Consider the following 18,259-nt stretch of genomic DNA (forward strand, 5'->3'; position numbering starts at 1 on the left):
AAATAGAAGGTCTATTTTTTCACGCAAAAATCACATCATCCATGGAGGTCGCTATGCATCGCGTAAATCTAAACCAGGAACAATTCAACCAACAGGTGATTAATCACGCCTCCTTTGGGATCGCCCTTTTATCGCCAAATGGTTTGATTCTGACCGTAAACCCGGCCTTTGAGCAGACTTTTGGTTATTCCACTGAAGAGTTTGAGGGTATGCGGTTAGAAGACCTTTCTCACCCCGAGGATTTCGGCAACCTTCATGATTTAAAAGCAGTTTTGGGTGAGGAAACAGAAGTGCAGATGGAAAAGCAGTTTATCACAAAAAATGGAGATTATATTTGGGGACAGCTCACGCTCCACCTATTCAGCGACGAGTCGAACCAGCCAGCATACTTCATTTGCCAAATCGTTAACATTACAAAGCAAAAGGAATCCGAGCAACGCCTTCAGGAGTCTGTTGAACGGTATACGTCGCTTAAAAAATATAACCATGACGCCGTCATTTCTTTTGACCTTGACGGTCGAATCATTAACACCAATAGTATGGCGGAAAAGATAACGGGCTATGCCATCGAGTCCGAGTTGATCGGGATGAAGCTTGCGAGTCTGATTGGAGAAGAGAATGTCCAGCGCATTCTGGAAAGAGCCCTTTACGATAATACAGTTGAGCAGTATATCAATAAGCTTGTCACTAAGGACAGCGAAGTCGTTGAAGTGCTCACCAGCATTGCACCCATTTATGTGAACAATCATAATATCGGATTTTACCTTATATGCAAGGACATTTCCGAGCAAAGGCAATTGTCGCTAGCTAAGGAAGCCGCAGAATCCACGAATAGAGCTAAAAGTGAGTTCCTGGCTATGATGAGTCATGAAATTCGCACTCCCATGAACGGGGTGATCGGCATGACTGATATTCTGCTTGAAACAGAGCTTAATGAAGAACAACGTGAATATGTAGAAATCATTCGCAAAAGCGGAGGAATCCTGCTCAATATAATCAATGATATTCTTGATCTTTCAAAAATTGAGGCAGGCCGCAGCGAGCTACAAGAGGATACATTCGATCTGCGAACTTGCCTCAAGGACAGCTTTTCTGTTATTGCAATAAAAGCTGAACAAAAACATCTGGAGCTCACCAGCATCATAAATCATGACGTTCCTGACTTTATTTACGGTGACGAGGAACGCTTGAAGCAGGTGTTCTTGAACCTGCTAGGGAATGCTGTGAAATTCACACCCGCGGGCAGCATATCGGTAAAAGTGAGGCTTGTAAAGGATGATCCCTTCCTGCTGGCCTTTACGGTAACCGATACTGGCATTGGAATTGATCCTGATCGACTTACTGATATTTTTGAACCGTTTGAGCAGGTGGATAGCTTTATGATGCGGAGACATGAAGGCACGGGTCTTGGCCTTGCCATCAGCCGCAGAATTGTCGAAATGATGGGTGGTGAGATCTATGCGGAGAGTGACGGCAAGAGCGGTACGTCGGTTACCTTCACAATCAGGCCCAAGAAATCAGTGGTAATTCCTAGCCAAGAGGCTAACATTAACAAGCTTCATACCGCACGTGAGGCAAGAATTTTACTTGCTGAAGACAACTCTATCAATGCGCTAGTGCTGACCAAAATACTCGAAAAAATGGGTCACAGTGTTATCGCCGTCACAAACGGCATAGATGCGGTTGAAGCAGCACGGAAAGAACCCTTTGATCTTATTTTATTGGATCTTCACATGCCCATTATGAACGGTATAGAGGCTATGAAGATGTTAAGAGATGAGCATCAAGAGAAATGTCCGCCCATCATCGCGGTCACGGCTAATGCTTTGAAGGGTGACCGTGAAAATTGTCTAGCTGCCGGAATGGACGAGTATATCAGCAAGCCTGTAAAGCGTGAAGTCATCATAAAGATGTTAGATCAGTTTGTGATCTAATATAAACAGCATAACCTCTCAGTGATATTATCCCCTTCAGGTGAACAGTAAAAAGCCAGTCCATTACTGTTCACTTGGAGGGGATCGCTCTATCCATTGAATTACATAGCATTGCACGTTATACTTTGAAAAGAAATACGGACCCGCTTATCATATAACAGATCCGTCCTTCTATAAGGTATGGATCTTATTTTTTGTATGTATATATTCAGTCAGAGACGGAGGCGCAACATTGCAGCTAATCAATCAATCAGAAGTACAAGATAGGATCGACCTGCTTAAAGATCAGGATCTGTATATCCATCTTGAGATGACAACGGGAGCCTACGCTGCCCATTTAGATAGTTCGAAGCATCCAGCCGCTACTTTTATTACCAATGCTGTTATTCGATATTCCCATGGTTCGATTTCCGGCAACGGTCCTTATCGGGTCGGCTTAAAAATGTCGCAGGGCTGGGTTTACTCGGAAGGGCTAACTCACTATGAAGAGAGTGAGACAGGCAGATTGATTATGGCTGGACATGATGCTCAAGGCAAACTGATCGTATCGTTACAATTAAGCCGAGAGCCGTTCTAATGGAAGAGGAGATGAAGAGTTCTGTGGAAAAACATATTCTTGTTATTTTGCCACATCCGGATGATGAGGCCTTCGGTATATCAGGTACCCTTGCCAAACATATACAAAATGGGACCCAAGTTACCTACGCATGCCTAACGCTTGGAGAAATGGGCCGAAATATGGGCATCCCGCCCTTTGCGAATCGGGTAACCCTCCCGGAAATACGTAAGAAGGAGCTGGAGGAATCCTGCGAGGCTATTGGCATACAGGATTTAAGAATGCTTGGTTTTCACGACAAGACGATAGAATTCGAAGATCAAGTCTTGCTCGATGGGCAGATTGATGCGCTCTTGAAAGAGCTTAAACCTTCGCTGATCATCACTTTCTATCCTGGGTACAGCGTTCATCCTGATCACGATGCTACTGGAGCCGCAGTGATCCGAACCGTTGCAAGACTTCCGAAGGAAGAAAGACCTCCTGTTCACTGTATAGCTTTTGCTAATAATATTGTAGAGATTGGGGAGCCAAAGGTTATCAATGATGTGAGAGATTTCCTCAAGCACAAGATGGCGTCCATTCAGGCGCATCGTTCCCAATTCCAAGCTGCTGAGCTGTTGGGCAGCAAACCTTTAAATGATAAAGAGATCCAAGCTCGTTTTGGAACAGAACATTTCTGGATTTATCCGTTTGAATGATAATGATCTAGTCAGAATTTTAGCGGTGATCTGTTGTCGGTGCTTAACCGGTGATAGATCGCCGTTTTTGTATGTGAATATTCAACTTTTCAGCGGGGGACGGTGGGAATTTAAGGCGAGGCCTTAAGACACGGGTAATTTGACCTAAAAAATTACTAAGGACTATCCGATATAGAAGATACTAACAATTGAAAGGTGATTAAATGCGAATCGGTCACAACATCACGTCTTTAAATAGTTTGAACAGATTAAATAAAAATAATAAATCTATTACAAGTTCACTAGAGAGGTTATCTTCTGGACTTCGGATAAATATAGCGGCAGATGATGCTGCAGGATTAGCAATTTCTGAGAAAATGAGAGCACAGATTCGTGGATTGTCTCAGGCAGCAAGGAATACACAGGATGGTATTTCACTAATTCAGACTGCTGAGAGTGGACTTGGAACTATACAAGATCCTAATCTGCTAAGATTACGGGAGCTTGCAATACAGGCTTCAAATGATACCTTAACAAATTTTGATCGAACATTGATTCAAAAAGAAGTTGAGCAGATAAAGCTTGGGATAAATGATATTGCTAATAACACTCAATTTAATGGAATTCATTTATTGAATAATGACCTCGAAGTAAACACGAATATTACCCCAGTACAGGGCAATATAAGTACGAACTGGACCGCTAACATACCTGCCAGAGATTTATCTAAGACTTCAGATGGAGGTTACGTCGGAATAAGAATTCCCGGTAATAATCCCTTCAAATTAGATAGTATGGGTAATCTGGTTTGGTCACAAGCAATTCCTAATATGGATGTGTATAGTATTAAGGAATCTAGTGATGGTGGTTATATTTTATTAGGAAATGATTTCTCAGCAGGGGCAATTTCCGATCAAAGGATAAATATAATTAAATGGGATGCGAATTTGAATGAGCAGTGGAGTACAGGGGTATCTGGTGTCTACTCCATTATGGGGAATGAAGTAATTGAGACTAGTGACGGTTCCTTTATTGTGGCAGGGACGGGTTCCGGTATTCAAAATTGGGATGGCCTTATGGCTAAATTTAATAGTAGTGGTGTGCAACAATCCACCTCGATAGTGGGTTCTTCACAATCCAATCCTGTTGGCTATGGAAGCGAAGAATTTAATTCTATTATTGAAACTGCTGACGGCGGTTATTTGGCTATTGGTTCATCAAGTCTCCAACTAAACGGTTCTTATACCGATAAGTCAAGCTGGGTTGTGAAATATGATAGTAACTTAAATCCGTTATGGGACACACGAGTCGGTGCTGCTGGGGATGATGAAGGTTACCGGGCCATCGCAACCAGTGATGGAGGGGCCATAATTGTTGGTTCTTATAACGACTCTACTAAAACTAGTGGATTAATCTATAAACTAGACAGTAGTGGAAACGTATTGTGGGAGAAGAATATCTCAAATGAAACTTCCAACTCCAGTCAACTTACAAGCATTACAGAAATGAAAGATGGGAATTACATCGTTGGAGGAATAGTAGATAATAATTATCGTCTTTCCATCTTTGATCCACAGGGTAATGAATTGGCTAATGTTAATCTAAATGGTGGGGGCTCTACGGATAGACTAAATAACATTATTAGTAATGATGACGGAAGTTACACTTTTTCAACTACAACTGGGATAACCAATTTCAATGTATCTTACGGATCAAACCCTGGTACCACATATGATTACAAAACAGTAAATCTTCAGGTGGGAGCAAACTCTGGGAATAACTTCGCTGTTAAATTAACAGATGCTAGAACTACTGCTCTGGGAATTGCGGATATAGATCTTTCAACTAGACAAGGTGCCGAATTAGCGATTTCGAAAATAGACAAAGCTATAAATACCGTTTCATCCAGGCGTTCAATGTACGGCGCGTATCAAAATGCATTAGAACATATCCATAATAACCTAACCAATTACGAAGTAAACTTAACAGCAGCTGAATCACGAATAAGAGATGCGGATATGGCAAAGGAAATGATGAAGCTTACCAAATACAATGTCTTATCTCAAGCATCGCAAGCGATGTTGGCTCAAGCTAATCAACAGCCTCAAGGCGTGTTAGAGTTGTTAAAATAGGGCTATACATACAGTCTATGCATTTCAGTGCATAGGCTTTTTTTAGAATCTATGATGATCTAAGAAATGATTTACAAAAAAATTTCCAGAGACTATTATATTTCTATGCGTAATATTTTCCTTTTTTAACTAGATTATTGTAAGAATTTATCTTTGGAGGTTCAAATGAAAAAGCACGACAAAATCATTTCCTTCATCTTCATGTTCATTATGATGGTGACGGCTATTTTCTGGGTAAACTCGACCACTAGTTGGTCTATGATGGGTACCCTTGCTTCCGTGGCCTGTTTCGTACTTTTTGTATTAATGGGACTCCGCACTATACCTGTTTTGACAGATTTTGTTCTGACAAATCCAGCACCTGAAGTAACTCTGGAAAATAAAATACGGGACAGAAAGCAGGCTTGGCTATATATTATCGGCTGGGTAGTGGCTAGTCGAATTTTGCTTATGATTATCGGTTATATATTTTTGATCATACAGAATGGCTATTCCGGTGGTTTGTTTAACAAAATAGCTGAGACCTGGCATATATCAGGAATCGACGCTTCACATTATTTGGGCATCGCGGAGAATTGGTATGTGACGGAGGGAGATCCGAAATACCATATTGTATTTTTTCCTTTTTTTCCAAATCTAATTAAAGTAGTTCAGGTATTCGTAGGGAATTATCTCGTCGCTGGATTCATCGTTTCTAATATTTGCTCGCTTGTTGCTGCCTTGGTCGCCTATGAGCTTGCCGCACTAGACATGCATCGAAAGAGTGCTATGCGATTAGTAAAGTATATTTTTATATTTCCGGCTGCGTTCTTTTTCTTTATTCCTATGACCGAATCTCTATTTCTGGCCTTATCGCTGTTGTGTTTATATTTTGTGAGAAAAAAAGAATGGCTCATCGGATGTTTATGCGGTGCACTTGCAGCGTATACGCGTTCTCCAGGGGTGCTGTTGATTGTACCGGTTGCGATTGAATTTGCACGGGAACTTATCGGGAATTATAAATTACTAGATAAAAAAGCGTTTATACATAAACTGACCACCGCCATTGGCTGTCTTGCTATCATATCGATGGGTTTACTGGCTTATCTTTACATCAACTACTATGTTACGGGAAATGCTTTTCAGTTCAGTATTTACCAGAGGGAGCATTGGTCACAGAAGTTCTATCTCTTTTTCGATACCGTAAGATATCAGATGGAATATGCGGTGGGCACCTTTAAAAGTGGAGATAGCCGTTCTTTTCTCGGCATGTGGCTGCCTAATTTAATCGCTATATTCTCAGCACTAATTATCATGTTTATGGGAGCAAGAAAACTACGGCCATCCTACACTGCTTATTTTATCGTGTATTTTGCTTTCGTAGTGGGAGCTACCTGGCTGCTGTCAGCCCCGCGTTATTTGCTTGTTGCATTTCCGCTAGCTTTTGCTGCCGTTGCGCTCACTAATGAAAAGCCGAAGGATGTTGCACTCACTGTTATATCTGTTGTGGGTAGTATACTGTACTTGGCAATGTTTGTAGCGGGATATCCGGTGTATTGAGGAATCGTGTTAAAATAGGAGAACGCCTAGGTGCGTTCTTCTTTTTTATTGCGAATAATCTTATAGAAACGATGGTGGGTATGAAGATTGATTACGACAATCAGGTGATCGAGTTTAATGTTCAATATGGAAACGGGAAAAAAATCTCCATTCATATAGATTCGTCAGGGCGCATAACACTCAAGGTACCTAAGAAAACATCTGAAGAGACGATTAAAAGTGTGGTTGAGCGTAATGGAAAAATGATTGTGGAGAAGCTGCAAAGTCTCGAAGCGGCTCGTGAAACGCCAAAGATGATCAGAGCGTACGAAGATGAAGGAAAGTTCCTGTATCTAGGCAAATATTATTCTCTGCATGAGCTTATAGAGACAGCGGAGCTAAGTGAAGAACAACTTCAGTTAAAGCTGAAAAAGTTCTATTTCTCTAGCTGCAAGAAGCTTATAGGAGAGCGGATCACTAGGTACCAGACGCAGCTTAGAGTAAAACCTAAGAGTATCGAGATTGTAGAGTCCAGGACCAAATGGGGAAGCTGCAGCTCCGATAAAAAGCTAACCTTTAACTATCGTCTGGCCATGGCTCCCGTGGAGGTTATCGATTATGTGATCATCCATGAGTTATGTCATTTGCTGCATATGAACCATGATCGCTCCTTTTGGCGACGGGTTGGAAGCCTAATGCCGGATTATAAGGAGAAGGAAGAATATTTAGCAAGATATGGACGGGCTATGACGTTATGAAAAAAGGGTATTCCAGTGCAACTAGAGTAATGGTTGCCGGGAATACCCTTCGTTATTTTAACCCCTTTGCAGCAATCGATAGAGGTTAAGTGCCAGTTGAATCTCGAATAGCTCATCTGAGTTTTTCAGATCTATATTTAGCAAATCTTTGATTTTATCAATCCGGTAAATAAAGGTGTTGCGGTGAATAAACATCGCTTTGGCGGCTTCGGTTACATTCTGATTGTACATAAAATAATACTCCAAGGTAGACATGAATCTCGTGTTCATCGTCTGGTCATGTTCATGGATGCCTCCCAGAACTTTGTTAAAGAATGTCTCCATTTCCGTAGGCTTAATATTGGAATCCAAAAAATGATAGACAGAATAATCCTCGAAGTGAGCAATGCTCCGGCTGTCTTTATTAAACCGCTGCATGAGCCGCATAGCTTCTTGGGCCTCGAAGAAGCTTCGATGGAGCGAAGCAAGTGTCTTATACTGACTGCCAATGCCGATGAGAAAATGATTTTTAGTCATTTCCTGAGCCAGCAACTGCAGCACCTCTTGAGCAAAGGCTTTCGTATCGCTTACGGAAATTGGCGGTTTATTTTCATTTTTTCCGATCAAGATGATGATTTGCTGATTGCGATAGTAACAGATTAGCTCTCCACCTGCATTACTGGACAAGCCATAGATCAAATTGACACATTTTTTGACCATATGCTCCATTTCGTATTTTCTATAAACCATGTCCGTGTAGTTTTCCAGCTGTGTAGCTTCAATATGGATAACTGTACAGTAATACGCATAGTTAACTTTAAGCCCATGCATAGCAGATAGGGAATGCAGTGTTTCTGTTGAAGTAATATTGCCAGCTAATAAGTCGTCGAAGAAGTCCTGCCTAATTTTATGCTTTACCTCTTCGATTTCCTTGGCTTTGATCCGGTCCAGTGCAAGCATCGTGGATACATGCTCTAATGCGGTGTAGTCAAATTCAACCAGCTTGCGTACCGTTTGCAGAACGACGATATACGCGTAAGCGTTACTGGATACAGAAACCGGCATAATGCAGCACTTGTACGGCTGTCCCTGAGAATAGTAGGTGCGTTTGATGGATTTTTTGATTTCAGTAATATACTTTGGAAAAGCTACCGTGAACTCTGGTGGAAAAACTGGCCTGTTCTTCACCAGTGGCAGGAATTCCTGAAGTGGAGATGGGTTATCCTTATGATCTGTATAGCAGAGTAGGTTCCAGTCTCTATCTAATATAAGAACAGGGTTATGGATCGTGTCGGACAATTCCGCCGATATTTGCTCAATACCGCCTCCTTCGAGTGCGATTTTGAACAGCGCATTATGAAGGTCGAGCGAGCGTCGGTTCACAGCATCGTAATCCGCGTTGGTCTTTTCGTTAATGATCGCAATGACTCTGGACAAGGTGTATTCAAAAGGGAGCTCCAGTAGCGGGAGTCCATGCTTATCAGCAAGCTCGATCATATTCTGCGGGATAGCATCGAAATATCGCTTCATTTTGATGCAGAGTCCTGCACAGTTATTCTCCACCAGCTCATGAATGAATTTGTTCTGCAGCTCCGTGCTGTCTTTGAAGATATATCCGGTGGATAAAAGCAGCTCGTTCGAGGTCAGCCAGTCAAATACGTCCGGATTCTCGATGATATTAACTACGGAGATTTGATTGTTTAGGCCAGAATGCCCCGCAACGATCTTTATGCCTTCGATGGATTTGATTTGTAAGATATCTTTTATCGTTAGCATCAATTCACACCTCTCATCTTCGCCCATTGTGCAATGTGCATAGTGATTACTTGTTGTTTTTAGTGTTCTTGTATGATGACCCCCAGTGTACGGAGGACTACAATAAGGGTGTCAGGTAACGTTTATCCGTTAAACTGTGATATATTTCACAAAAATATCCTTTTTCACACAGAAAGCAGCTCAATCTTCATCATTCTTGGAATTTTATGAACTGAGTGTAACATCTTCTATCATTCATCATCAACCGTTACGGTTTTTTTATGAGAACGCTTTCTATATAGGATAACCTGACAGTAAGTGACCAAACCATTATCTACTTCCTTCTCAAGGGGGCGATCAAACGGAGCATTCTCAGAGCAAGTGTACCTCTTATTTAAAAGCTGGGATATCCAGTGATAGCGCGTTCTTTCATCGGATTCGAGAATCAAGATTTTTCGGAAATGTACACAGCATATTTGAGCGGACGATAAATGTAAGGTGCAAGGCAACTGATGAATTATATACCATTGCGAGCAGTAGGATAGATAATGCGCCTAATACTTTGATCACAGAGGTTAGTAGTTTTTCGGATCTTGGACTGGTTGTGGGAGATGAAGTTTTTGCGGAGAATGATCAATTATATATTGGCACTAAGCTTTCAATATCGATCAAGGAACTGACAGTTTGGCAGAGCTCTTTATCTATTTTTCCAATAGAAGTAAAGACGCTAAGAGATAATTTGGCTGCGGCAAGGGCTTTTATCAATAGCTATGGAAAAGCAGGCGGTATGAAGCAGTTTGCGGGTTCTAGCAGCTTTGAGAGAGAAACGATGCGGCTGCTGGAAGAGCGATCTTCAGGTCTTCTCAATGCCTTGGCGAATGACAGCATGGAAGAGGCTACTCATTATGCAATTCGACTAATGGGGTTAGGCTCAGGGCTGACTCCGTCGGGAGATGATTTTTTAGTTGGATTGTTTGCTGCGATCCATCTGCCTCAGAGTCCTATTAGTAAATATCAGCCGTGGTGCAGGGAAGTCGTGAACGATGCAGCTGAATTAACGAATGAAATAAGCTATATGGCTCTGAAAAAAGCGGCTTGGGGTCAGGTGAGAGAGTCAATGGGTCAGATGCTGCATTCGCTCATGTATGAGAGTAAGGAAAATATGCTTCTTGGCTTATCGGCAGTGCTGGATATAGGTTCTTCTTCCGGAACAGATATTGCCTTGGGGATCATTAGCGGTTTGAATCTTAATCTAGAACAACGTTGGAGGTAAGATATGTCGACTAAAATAGTAATTAAAAGAAACACATACTTTGATTCCGTCTCGCTCATGTCGTTGTCGACCAAAGCGAATCAAATAGAGGGTGTCGAACAAGCTTTTATCGCAATGGCTACTCAAATGAATAAAGAGGTATTAGCGAATGTAGGGCTGATAACCCCTGAGCTAGAGGAAGCTAAGAATAGTGACCTGATGATCGTAATCAAAGCAGCATCCCCTGAGCTGGCTGAAGTTGCCTTTGAAGCAATCGAAGAGCTGTTTATTAAAAAAGATAGTGCAGTTGGCGGTACAGAGCTTAAATATCCAACAATTGAGTCGGCAGTGAAGAATATGACAGCAGCTAATCTTGCAGTGATTTCAGTCAACGGAGCGTTTGCAGCCAGAGAAGCAAGAAAAGCGCTGGAGAATAATCTACATGTCATGATGTTCAGTGACAACGTAAGCGTAGAAGACGAAATTGAATTAAAAAAAATAGCACATGAGCGTGGATTGCTGATGATGGGGCCGGATTGCGGAACCGCGATCATTGGAAATATGGCCTTATGTTTTGCCAATAAGGTTCGTAAAGGCAATATCGGCATCGTGGGTGCATCCGGCACAGGAAGTCAGGAAATCAGCGTGCGGATTCACGATTTTGGCGGAGGCATCTCACAGTTGATTGGCACAGGCGGCAGAGACCTAAGTGAACGTGTCGGCGGAGTAATGATGCTTGATGCGATGAAAGCGCTTAACGAAGACGAAGCCACTAAGGTCATTGTGTTGATTTCCAAGCCACCCGCCAAAAGTGTGGAACAAAAAGTGCTGAATGAAATCAAAAATATGCATAAGCCTGTCGTGGTCTGCTTTATCGGAGGAACGGAGGAAGCTGTTCTGGAAGCAGGTGGACATTTTGCCAAAACAACCAAAGAGGCCGCGCTAAAGGCGGTAATTCTATCCGGCATTGATGAGAGTCAAATTGACAAGCATCCGCTAAACCTTCCGCTGATTGAGGAGATTAAGGTCAAGCTGAAGCCAGAACAGAAGTATATTCGTGGGTTATTCTGCGGCGGTACTTTATGTGATGAAGCAATGTATCTAGCGATGGAGAAATACGACGATGTCTATAGCAATATTCCAAAAGATCCGGAATATCAGCTGGGTGATATCCATATCAGCCAAGCGCATACGTTTATTGACTTTGGGGATGATGGGTTCACTAACGGCAAACCACATCCGATGATTGATCCTTCTTCACGGATTGCCAGATTCAAGCAGGAAGCAAAGGACCCGGCGGTGGGCGTGATCATTATGGATTTTGTATTAGGCTATGGATCGCATGAGGATCCAGTAGGTGTTATGGTGCCTGCAATTATTGAGGCTAAGCAAGCAGCGGAACAAGAAGGCAGACATTTGGAGATTGTCGGCTATGTACTTGGAACCGATCTGGATACACCTTTCGTCCAAGAACAGCTTGATAAGCTGGTATCCGCGGGCGTTACCTATGCAAGCAGTAATACGAATGCAGGACTTCTTGCCAGAGGTTTTGTAGAGAAGGGAGTATAACATGAGCAGAATCAATGAGTTATTTAAGAGTGAACTTCACGTTATCAATGTCGGCCTAGAAATGTTCAAGGATGATATCCTGAAGCAAAAAGGCAACGTAACCCATCTGGAATGGAAGCCACCTGGTGGAGGTAAGCCCGAATTAATTGCCGCACTGGATGCGTTAGAGCAAGAGGGGATTGCTGCAAAGATTGAGGCTGCCAACAAGCTGGCTGTAGAGCGAATCGTGAATTCACAACCGGTATTGGTTGGTTTTGATCAAGCGATCAATGTCGTACCAGGGATGACTAAGACTACGATATTACATGCAGGGCCTCCGATTACCTGGGATAAGATGAGTGGTCCCATGAAAGGTGCAGTTACCGGCGCTTTGGTCTTTGAGGGCTTGGCGAAGGATCTGAATGAAGCTGCCGAACTAGCGGCATCAGGTGAGATTACGTTCTCCCCTTGTCACGAGCATAATTGTGTGGGGTCCATGGCAGGGGTAACCTCAGCCTCTATGTTCATGCACATTGTAGAGAATAAAACGTATGGCAACATCGCTTATACGAACCTTAGTGAGCAACTGTCGAAAATCTTGCGGATGGGTGCAAACGATGAAACGGTCGTTGCCCGTTTGATCTGGATGAGAGATGTGCTTGGACCGATGCTGCGTGAGGCGATGAAGTTCTCTGAGAACGGCATTGATCTGCGGCTCATGTTATCACAGGCGCTCCATATGGGAGATGAATGCCATAACCGCAACAACGCTGGAACGACTCTTTTGATTCAGGCATTAACGCCGCTTATCCTGAGAACGGATTTTACTAATGAGCAGAAAATCGAAGTGTTCGATTTTGTGGCAATGAGTGATTATTTCTCCGGACCAACCTGGATGGCTCTTTGTAAATGTGCGCTTGATGCTGCCCATGGCATCGAGCATAGCACCATCGTAACAACGATGGCTCGCAATGGCGTGGAATTCGGTATTCGTGTCAGTGGAATGCCAGGCAATACCTGGTTTACCGGCCCTGCGCAAAAGGTTGTCGGACCGATGTTTGCAGGGTATAAGCCGGAAGATTCGGGACTCGATATCGGTGACAGTGCGATTACCGAAACGTATGGTATAGGTGGCTTCGCCATGGCAACCGCGCCGGCGATTGTAGCATTAGTTGGGGGAACCGTAGATGATGCCATGAACTATTCTGTGAAAATGAAGGAAATTACTACGACGGAGAATCCAAATGTGACGATTCCTTTGTTGAACTTCCGCGGAATTCCTACTGGAATCGATATTCGTAAAGTGGGTCAAACCAGCATTATGCCAGTGATCAACACGGCTATTGCCCATAAGGATCCAGGCATCGGAATGATTGGAGCCGGAATCACTCATCCTCCAATCGAGTGTTTCGAGCAAGCCATTCTCGCTTTTAGCCAGAGCATGCATTCATAGAACCACCCGCCCTTCAGGCCTATTCAAGGGCCTGAGGGCTTCATAAGCCATTGGTATGTAAGCGCTAACGATCTAGGGGGAGATTTATTATGGATCAAGTATTTATGAAGATGTTCTGGAAAAAGGGAGATTGGGCCGCGTTTTTCGGGCTGCTTGCTAACAATTTAACCAATCTGCTTACGATGATTTCATTGTTAATTTTTGTAGTAGGATTTCCGGAAGGTATGGTTTACGGCAGAGTCGTTCCTGCGTTTGGACTCGCGATTTTTATCGCAAGTATTGCTTATGGCTGGTTTGGATATCAGCTAGCCAAAAAAACAGGCCGAACGGATATAACCGCATTACCTTCAGGACCTAGTGCTCCATCGATTTTTACGGTAACTTTTCTAGTGTTAATTCCCGTATTTAGAGAAACCAATGATGCATCATTTGCGCTGCAAATTGGTCTCGTATGGTGCCTGTTCGAAGCTTTGATCCTTATTGTCGGCTCATTTCTGGGAGATGTGCTGCGTAAGGTTATTCCAAGAACCGTACTTTTATCTTGTTTATCTGGACTTGGATTGTTATTGCTGGCCATGAACCCGATGCTGCAATCCTTCGAAACACCAGTGGTTGCTTTTGTTGTACTTGTGATCATCTTTATTAACTGGTTTGGCAAATCGCCGATATTCAAAAAAATTCCTACAGGATTCCTGCTGCTGATTGCAGGAACCGCGCTGGCTTGGATATTCGGCTTGCAGAATCCAGAAGCGATCACAACGGCTCTTTCAACACTGGGGTTTAATCCACCTGAGGTGCATATTACCAGCTTAATTCAAGGGATTCCGCATGCCTTGCCATACCTGGCTTCTGCAATTCCATTGGGACTGGCGAATTATATTTTTGACCTTGAAAATATTGAGAGCGCACATGCTGCGGGAGATCCTTATAACACTCGTAACGTCATGCTAACGAACGGGGTTGCTTCAAGTATTGGTGCTTTTACAGGTAATCCGTTCCCGGTAACTGTGTACATTGGTCATGCAGGCTGGAAATCTATTGGGGCTGGACTTGGTTATACCATAGCTTCTGGTTTCTCCATGTTAATTATTTGTCTCTTTGGTATAGGGGCACTGCTGTTGTCTATCATACCTGTTGTGGCGATTGTTCCGATTCTGGTCTATGTCGGGGTCGTTACGGCGAATCAGGTGGTTCGAGAGACACCTAAAAATGAAGTTCCCGTTATCTTTATCACCTTGTTCCCATGGATTGCTAACTGGGCTTTAACGCTTGCGAACAACATTTTTAATGCGGCTGAAACTTCGGCTTCTAAGGTGGGGATTGATCTCTTATTAAGTAAAGGGGTTTATTACAACGGCCTGATGCATTTAGGAAATGGTGCACCGCTTAGCAGCTTGATTTGGGGCTCCATCACTATTTTCTCTATCCTGAATAAACCACTGCGGGCTGCTGTCTTTGCTGTAATCGCGTCTGGCCTATCTTTATTTGGGATCATTCACGCGCCGACTGTTGGATTTGCTCAAGCTTCACTTATGCCGTTCGTATACGCCTATTTGATGGTTGCAGGATTATTTGTTTATAAGCATTTTTCAGACCTTCGTGACCCAGCGAACAAGCTGCAATCCGAATAAATAATTGATAAAAAGAAATAGGAGAGCTAGAGCCATGACTAATCAAACTCTGTCAGAAGATTTAATTCAAGCAGCGGATCGCGGGGATTTAGCTGCCGTAGAACAGCTTTTAGCTCGTGGTGTCGATGTTCATCATAAGGATGCCAGTGGTCGTACTGCGCTGATGGCGGCAACGCAAAAAAATCATATTCCTCTCGCTCAAAAGCTGATTGAAGCAGGCAGTGACGTGAATGCAAGAGATATCACTATGTTATCACCCTACCTGTGTGCCGGTGCCAATGGATTCCATGAGATTCTGTCTTTAACTCTTGCCGCAGGTGCGGATACAACCAGTGTAAATCGTTTTGGGGGAACTACACTGCTTCCTTCCAGCGAGAAGGGGTATCTAAGAACTGTTCAGAAATGCTTGGAAGCAGGCGTTGCAGTTAACCATATGAACAATCTGGGATGGTCTGCCTTGTTGGAGGCAGTAATTCTCGGGAATGGTGGCCGTTTATACTCTGATATTATTCAGTTGTTGGTGGATGCTGGAGCGGATGTTCAATTGCCGGATCGTGACGGCAAATCATCGTTGCAGCATGCAGAAGAGCTGGGACAGGAGAGGGTCATCCGTATTCTCAATCAAGAAAAGCTAACGATTCATCCAAGTATTCAAAGCGCTCAAGAGCTAGCTCGGGCAGAGGATTTCCTGAAAGCAAGTTTGGTTATGGAACATGCAATGCAAGAGGACAGTAATAATTCAGACTTCTATTACTATAAAGGATACTTCTTAGGGGAACTCGGGAGATATGAGGAAGCTTTGGCAGCCTATCAACAGGCACTTACTATCGAACCGGATGACCTTGATTTCTATTTCTATACCGCAAATGCCTACCGAATGATGAAGCGATCCGAGCAAGCGTTAGCAGAGTATGACAAAGCGATAGAACGCGATCCTGGCGAAAGCTTCTTCCGCTATCATAAATCCAATTATTTAAGAGAGTTGGGCAGGCATGAGGAAGCGGTTAAAGTTATGGATCAGCTTCTGGAACAGCAGCCTGAACGGTATGATTTCTCGTTTCATAAGGCGAACAGCTTGAGATCACTTGGCCGGCATCAAGAGGCAGTTGAGGCGATTGAGAACGCAATTGCTAACGATCCGAGCAATCCTTTATATCATCATCATAAGGCACAGTCACTTGGTTTACTTGGTGATCATGAAATGGCCATTCAAGAAATAGATATTGCTATCAGCTATAATCCTGCCAATCCGGATTTTCACTCCGCGAAGGAACAATTTCAGCTGGCCCTTAAACGCTAATAAATGAGGATCAACTGATCCGTCAGGAGGAATGGAATGAGTAAATTTATAGTTGTAGCCATTGGCGGTAATTCATTGGTGAAAGACAATGGCCGCGATTCTATAGAGGATCAGTCTGAGGCAGTACGTGAAATTGCTGTGAATATCGCTGATCTGGTGCAAGCAGGCAACGATGTGGTGGTTACTCACGGCAACGGTCCACAGGTTGGATTCGAGCTGAGACGAAGCGAGGTGGCTTCGGAAGTCACTGGAATGGATGTTACTCCGCTGGTCAATTGCGTGGCGGGCACGCAAGGGGGCATAGGCTATTTAATTCAGCAGGCCTTAACAAATGAATTCATTCATCGCAGATTAGACAAAAAGGTTGCCACAGTCATTACTCAGGTCGAGGTTAGCAAAAATGATCCGAATTTTCAGTCTCCCTCGAAACCAGTGGGCTCCTTCTTCACGCTTGAGCAAGCAGAGGAGATGAAGCGTGCCAAGCCAGATTGGGTCATCATTGAGGATTCAGGACGAGGTTACCGCCGTGTTGTTCCATCGCCTAAGCCGATTGATATCGTTGAAAAAGACGTCATTAAATCACTCATTGAGACGGGTTATGTGGTAATCGCTGTTGGCGGAGGCGGGATTCCTGTGATCAAAACCGAAAATAATACCTACGAAGGTATCGATGCAGTCATTGACAAAGACTTTGCTACAAGTCTGCTGGCCGAACAGATCGATGCAGAATCTCTTATCATTACAACAGGAGTTCCTCAGGTATGTGTGAATTTCGGTACGCCTGAGCAGAAGGCTCTTGAAGAAGTTACAGCGGCAGAAATGTTGGTATATGCGGAGCAGGGTCATTTTCCTGCTGGCAGTATGCAGCCTAAAATTGAAGCAAGTCTTGGCTTTTTGAAAAAAGAGGGACGCAGAGTTATCATTACCAATCCGGAAAATATGAAAGCTGCGATGAGCCAACAGGCTGGCACACATATTGTAAATTAATAGGATCTAATTTATCTCATCATTTCATGGAGACCGCCACTGATCTAAATCAGGGCGGTTTTTTGACATATTCATGAATTGTTATCTAACTGTTGCTTTCAGATGGCCATATTCTGGTGAATAAAAGGAAGATAAGAGGTAAAACTATGTCCACTATAGAGAAAAAAATACATTAAAATGCGGGGGTAAAAGATGATATCGAATAAAGGAACAACACAACGTTTTACCAGGGCTACAATTCTTTGTTGTATTTGTGCATGTACGGTATTGCTAAGTGGTTGCACTAAAGCAGCGGATGAGACTCAAGTGCCTACTCCAACAGCTCAAGTAGAAACCGCAGCACCTTCTGCAGAAGCAACTACACCTGTACCTACGAATAACGCAACAGAACAACCCCTAACATCTGCGTCACCCGGCTCAAATACTGGGAAACTTCCAGAGGGGGTTAGCATTCAGAGAGTTATCAAGGAGGTTTCGTTAAAAGATAACTATCATAAAAAGGTTGAGCTGCTAACTGACGGAGGCAAGCGGGTCACCATCACAGATCCGAATCAAAAGATTGTTTTGCAGCAGATTGAATATGACGGAAGGATCACTGCGGTTAAGGGTAAACAGGTTACTGTTCAAGTGGAGGGCGGTAAAGAGCAAACCTTAACGATTCCTGATCATATAGTCATTGAAGATGAAGACAAGCTCGGATTGAACAATGGCGTTGAAATCGAGTGGACGGTAAATGCAGACGGACAAATCGAAAGTGTGGAACTGGACGATTAAAAAAT

Annotated in this window: 14 protein-coding genes; 13 read left to right on the plus strand and 1 reads right to left on the minus strand. The window is 43.3% G+C overall.

Going from position 1 to position 18,259, the window contains the following annotated elements; all coding sequences use genetic code 11:
- Positions 1–53: 53 nt before the first annotated feature.
- The 6 genes from NST25_RS03820 to NST25_RS03845 all read left to right on the plus strand — a co-directional run bounded on the left by NST25_RS03820 (position 54) and on the right by NST25_RS03845 (position 7,575).
- Positions 54–1,934, plus strand: coding sequence for a PAS domain S-box protein (locus NST25_RS03820; protein WP_076276980.1), 1,881 nt, complete (start codon positions 54–56; stop codon positions 1,932–1,934).
- 232 nt (positions 1,935–2,166) lie between these two features.
- A complete protein-coding gene (locus tag NST25_RS03825) occupies positions 2,167–2,511 on the plus strand; it encodes a YojF family protein (RefSeq protein WP_076128602.1) in 345 nt (114 codons plus the stop codon).
- Positions 2,512–2,534: 23 nt separating this feature from the next.
- The gene (gene bshB2, locus NST25_RS03830; protein ID WP_038574105.1) at positions 2,535–3,188 is read left to right on the plus strand and encodes a bacillithiol biosynthesis deacetylase BshB2; all 654 of its coding nucleotides are present in this window, start codon (positions 2,535–2,537) and stop codon (positions 3,186–3,188) included.
- A 203-nt stretch (positions 3,189–3,391) separates the two neighbouring features.
- Entirely contained in the window at positions 3,392–5,299 is a 1,908-nt protein-coding gene (locus NST25_RS03835; protein ID WP_340011932.1) for a flagellin, read from the plus strand.
- Positions 5,300–5,464: 165 nt separating this feature from the next.
- Positions 5,465–6,838, plus strand: coding sequence for a hypothetical protein (locus NST25_RS03840; RefSeq protein WP_340393358.1), 1,374 nt, complete (start codon positions 5,465–5,467; stop codon positions 6,836–6,838).
- A gap of 80 nt (positions 6,839–6,918) precedes the next feature.
- Positions 6,919–7,575 (plus strand): SprT family zinc-dependent metalloprotease, encoded by a 657-nt coding sequence (locus NST25_RS03845; RefSeq protein WP_038574107.1) that lies wholly within the window; start codon positions 6,919–6,921, stop codon positions 7,573–7,575.
- A gap of 57 nt (positions 7,576–7,632) precedes the next feature.
- On the opposite strand, the gene NST25_RS03850 is transcribed toward NST25_RS03845, so the two are convergent.
- Positions 7,633–9,330 carry a PucR family transcriptional regulator gene (locus NST25_RS03850; protein ID WP_076305179.1) on the minus strand — a complete coding sequence of 566 codons (1,698 nt, stop codon included), beginning with the start codon at positions 9,328–9,330 and terminating at the stop codon, positions 7,633–7,635.
- A gap of 541 nt (positions 9,331–9,871) precedes the next feature.
- Between NST25_RS03850 and NST25_RS03855 the strand changes: the two genes are divergently transcribed.
- The 7 genes from NST25_RS03855 to NST25_RS03885 all read left to right on the plus strand — a co-directional run bounded on the left by NST25_RS03855 (position 9,872) and on the right by NST25_RS03885 (position 18,254).
- Positions 9,872–10,582, plus strand: a complete 711-nt coding sequence (locus NST25_RS03855; RefSeq protein WP_339171410.1) for a DUF2877 domain-containing protein — start codon at positions 9,872–9,874, stop codon at positions 10,580–10,582.
- Positions 10,583–10,585: 3 nt separating this feature from the next.
- Positions 10,586–12,130, plus strand: a complete 1,545-nt coding sequence (gene fdrA / locus NST25_RS03860; protein ID WP_076302916.1) for an acyl-CoA synthetase FdrA — start codon at positions 10,586–10,588, stop codon at positions 12,128–12,130.
- Between the two features lies 1 nt (position 12,131).
- Positions 12,132–13,562 (plus strand): DUF1116 domain-containing protein, encoded by a 1,431-nt coding sequence (locus tag NST25_RS03865; protein WP_076302917.1) that lies wholly within the window; start codon positions 12,132–12,134, stop codon positions 13,560–13,562.
- Positions 13,563–13,651: 89 nt separating this feature from the next.
- On the plus strand, positions 13,652–15,193 hold the full coding sequence (locus tag NST25_RS03870; protein WP_036684876.1) for a hypothetical protein: 1,542 nt from the start codon (positions 13,652–13,654) through the stop codon (positions 15,191–15,193).
- Between the two features lie 34 nt (positions 15,194–15,227).
- Positions 15,228–16,493, plus strand: a complete 1,266-nt coding sequence (locus NST25_RS03875) for a tetratricopeptide repeat protein (RefSeq protein ID WP_340393359.1) — start codon at positions 15,228–15,230, stop codon at positions 16,491–16,493.
- 36 nt (positions 16,494–16,529) lie between these two features.
- Positions 16,530–17,480 (plus strand): carbamate kinase, encoded by a 951-nt coding sequence (gene arcC / locus NST25_RS03880; protein ID WP_076128616.1) that lies wholly within the window; start codon positions 16,530–16,532, stop codon positions 17,478–17,480.
- Between the two features lie 192 nt (positions 17,481–17,672).
- Positions 17,673–18,254 carry a hypothetical protein gene (locus NST25_RS03885; RefSeq protein WP_076305183.1) on the plus strand — a complete coding sequence of 194 codons (582 nt, stop codon included), beginning with the start codon at positions 17,673–17,675 and terminating at the stop codon, positions 18,252–18,254.
- Positions 18,255–18,259 lie beyond the last annotated feature (5 nt).

Origin of the sequence: Paenibacillus sp. FSL E2-0190, from assembly GCF_037992965.1 — a bacterium.
Taxonomy (GTDB): Bacteria; Bacillota; Bacilli; order Paenibacillales; family Paenibacillaceae; genus Paenibacillus_AQ; species Paenibacillus_AQ odorifer.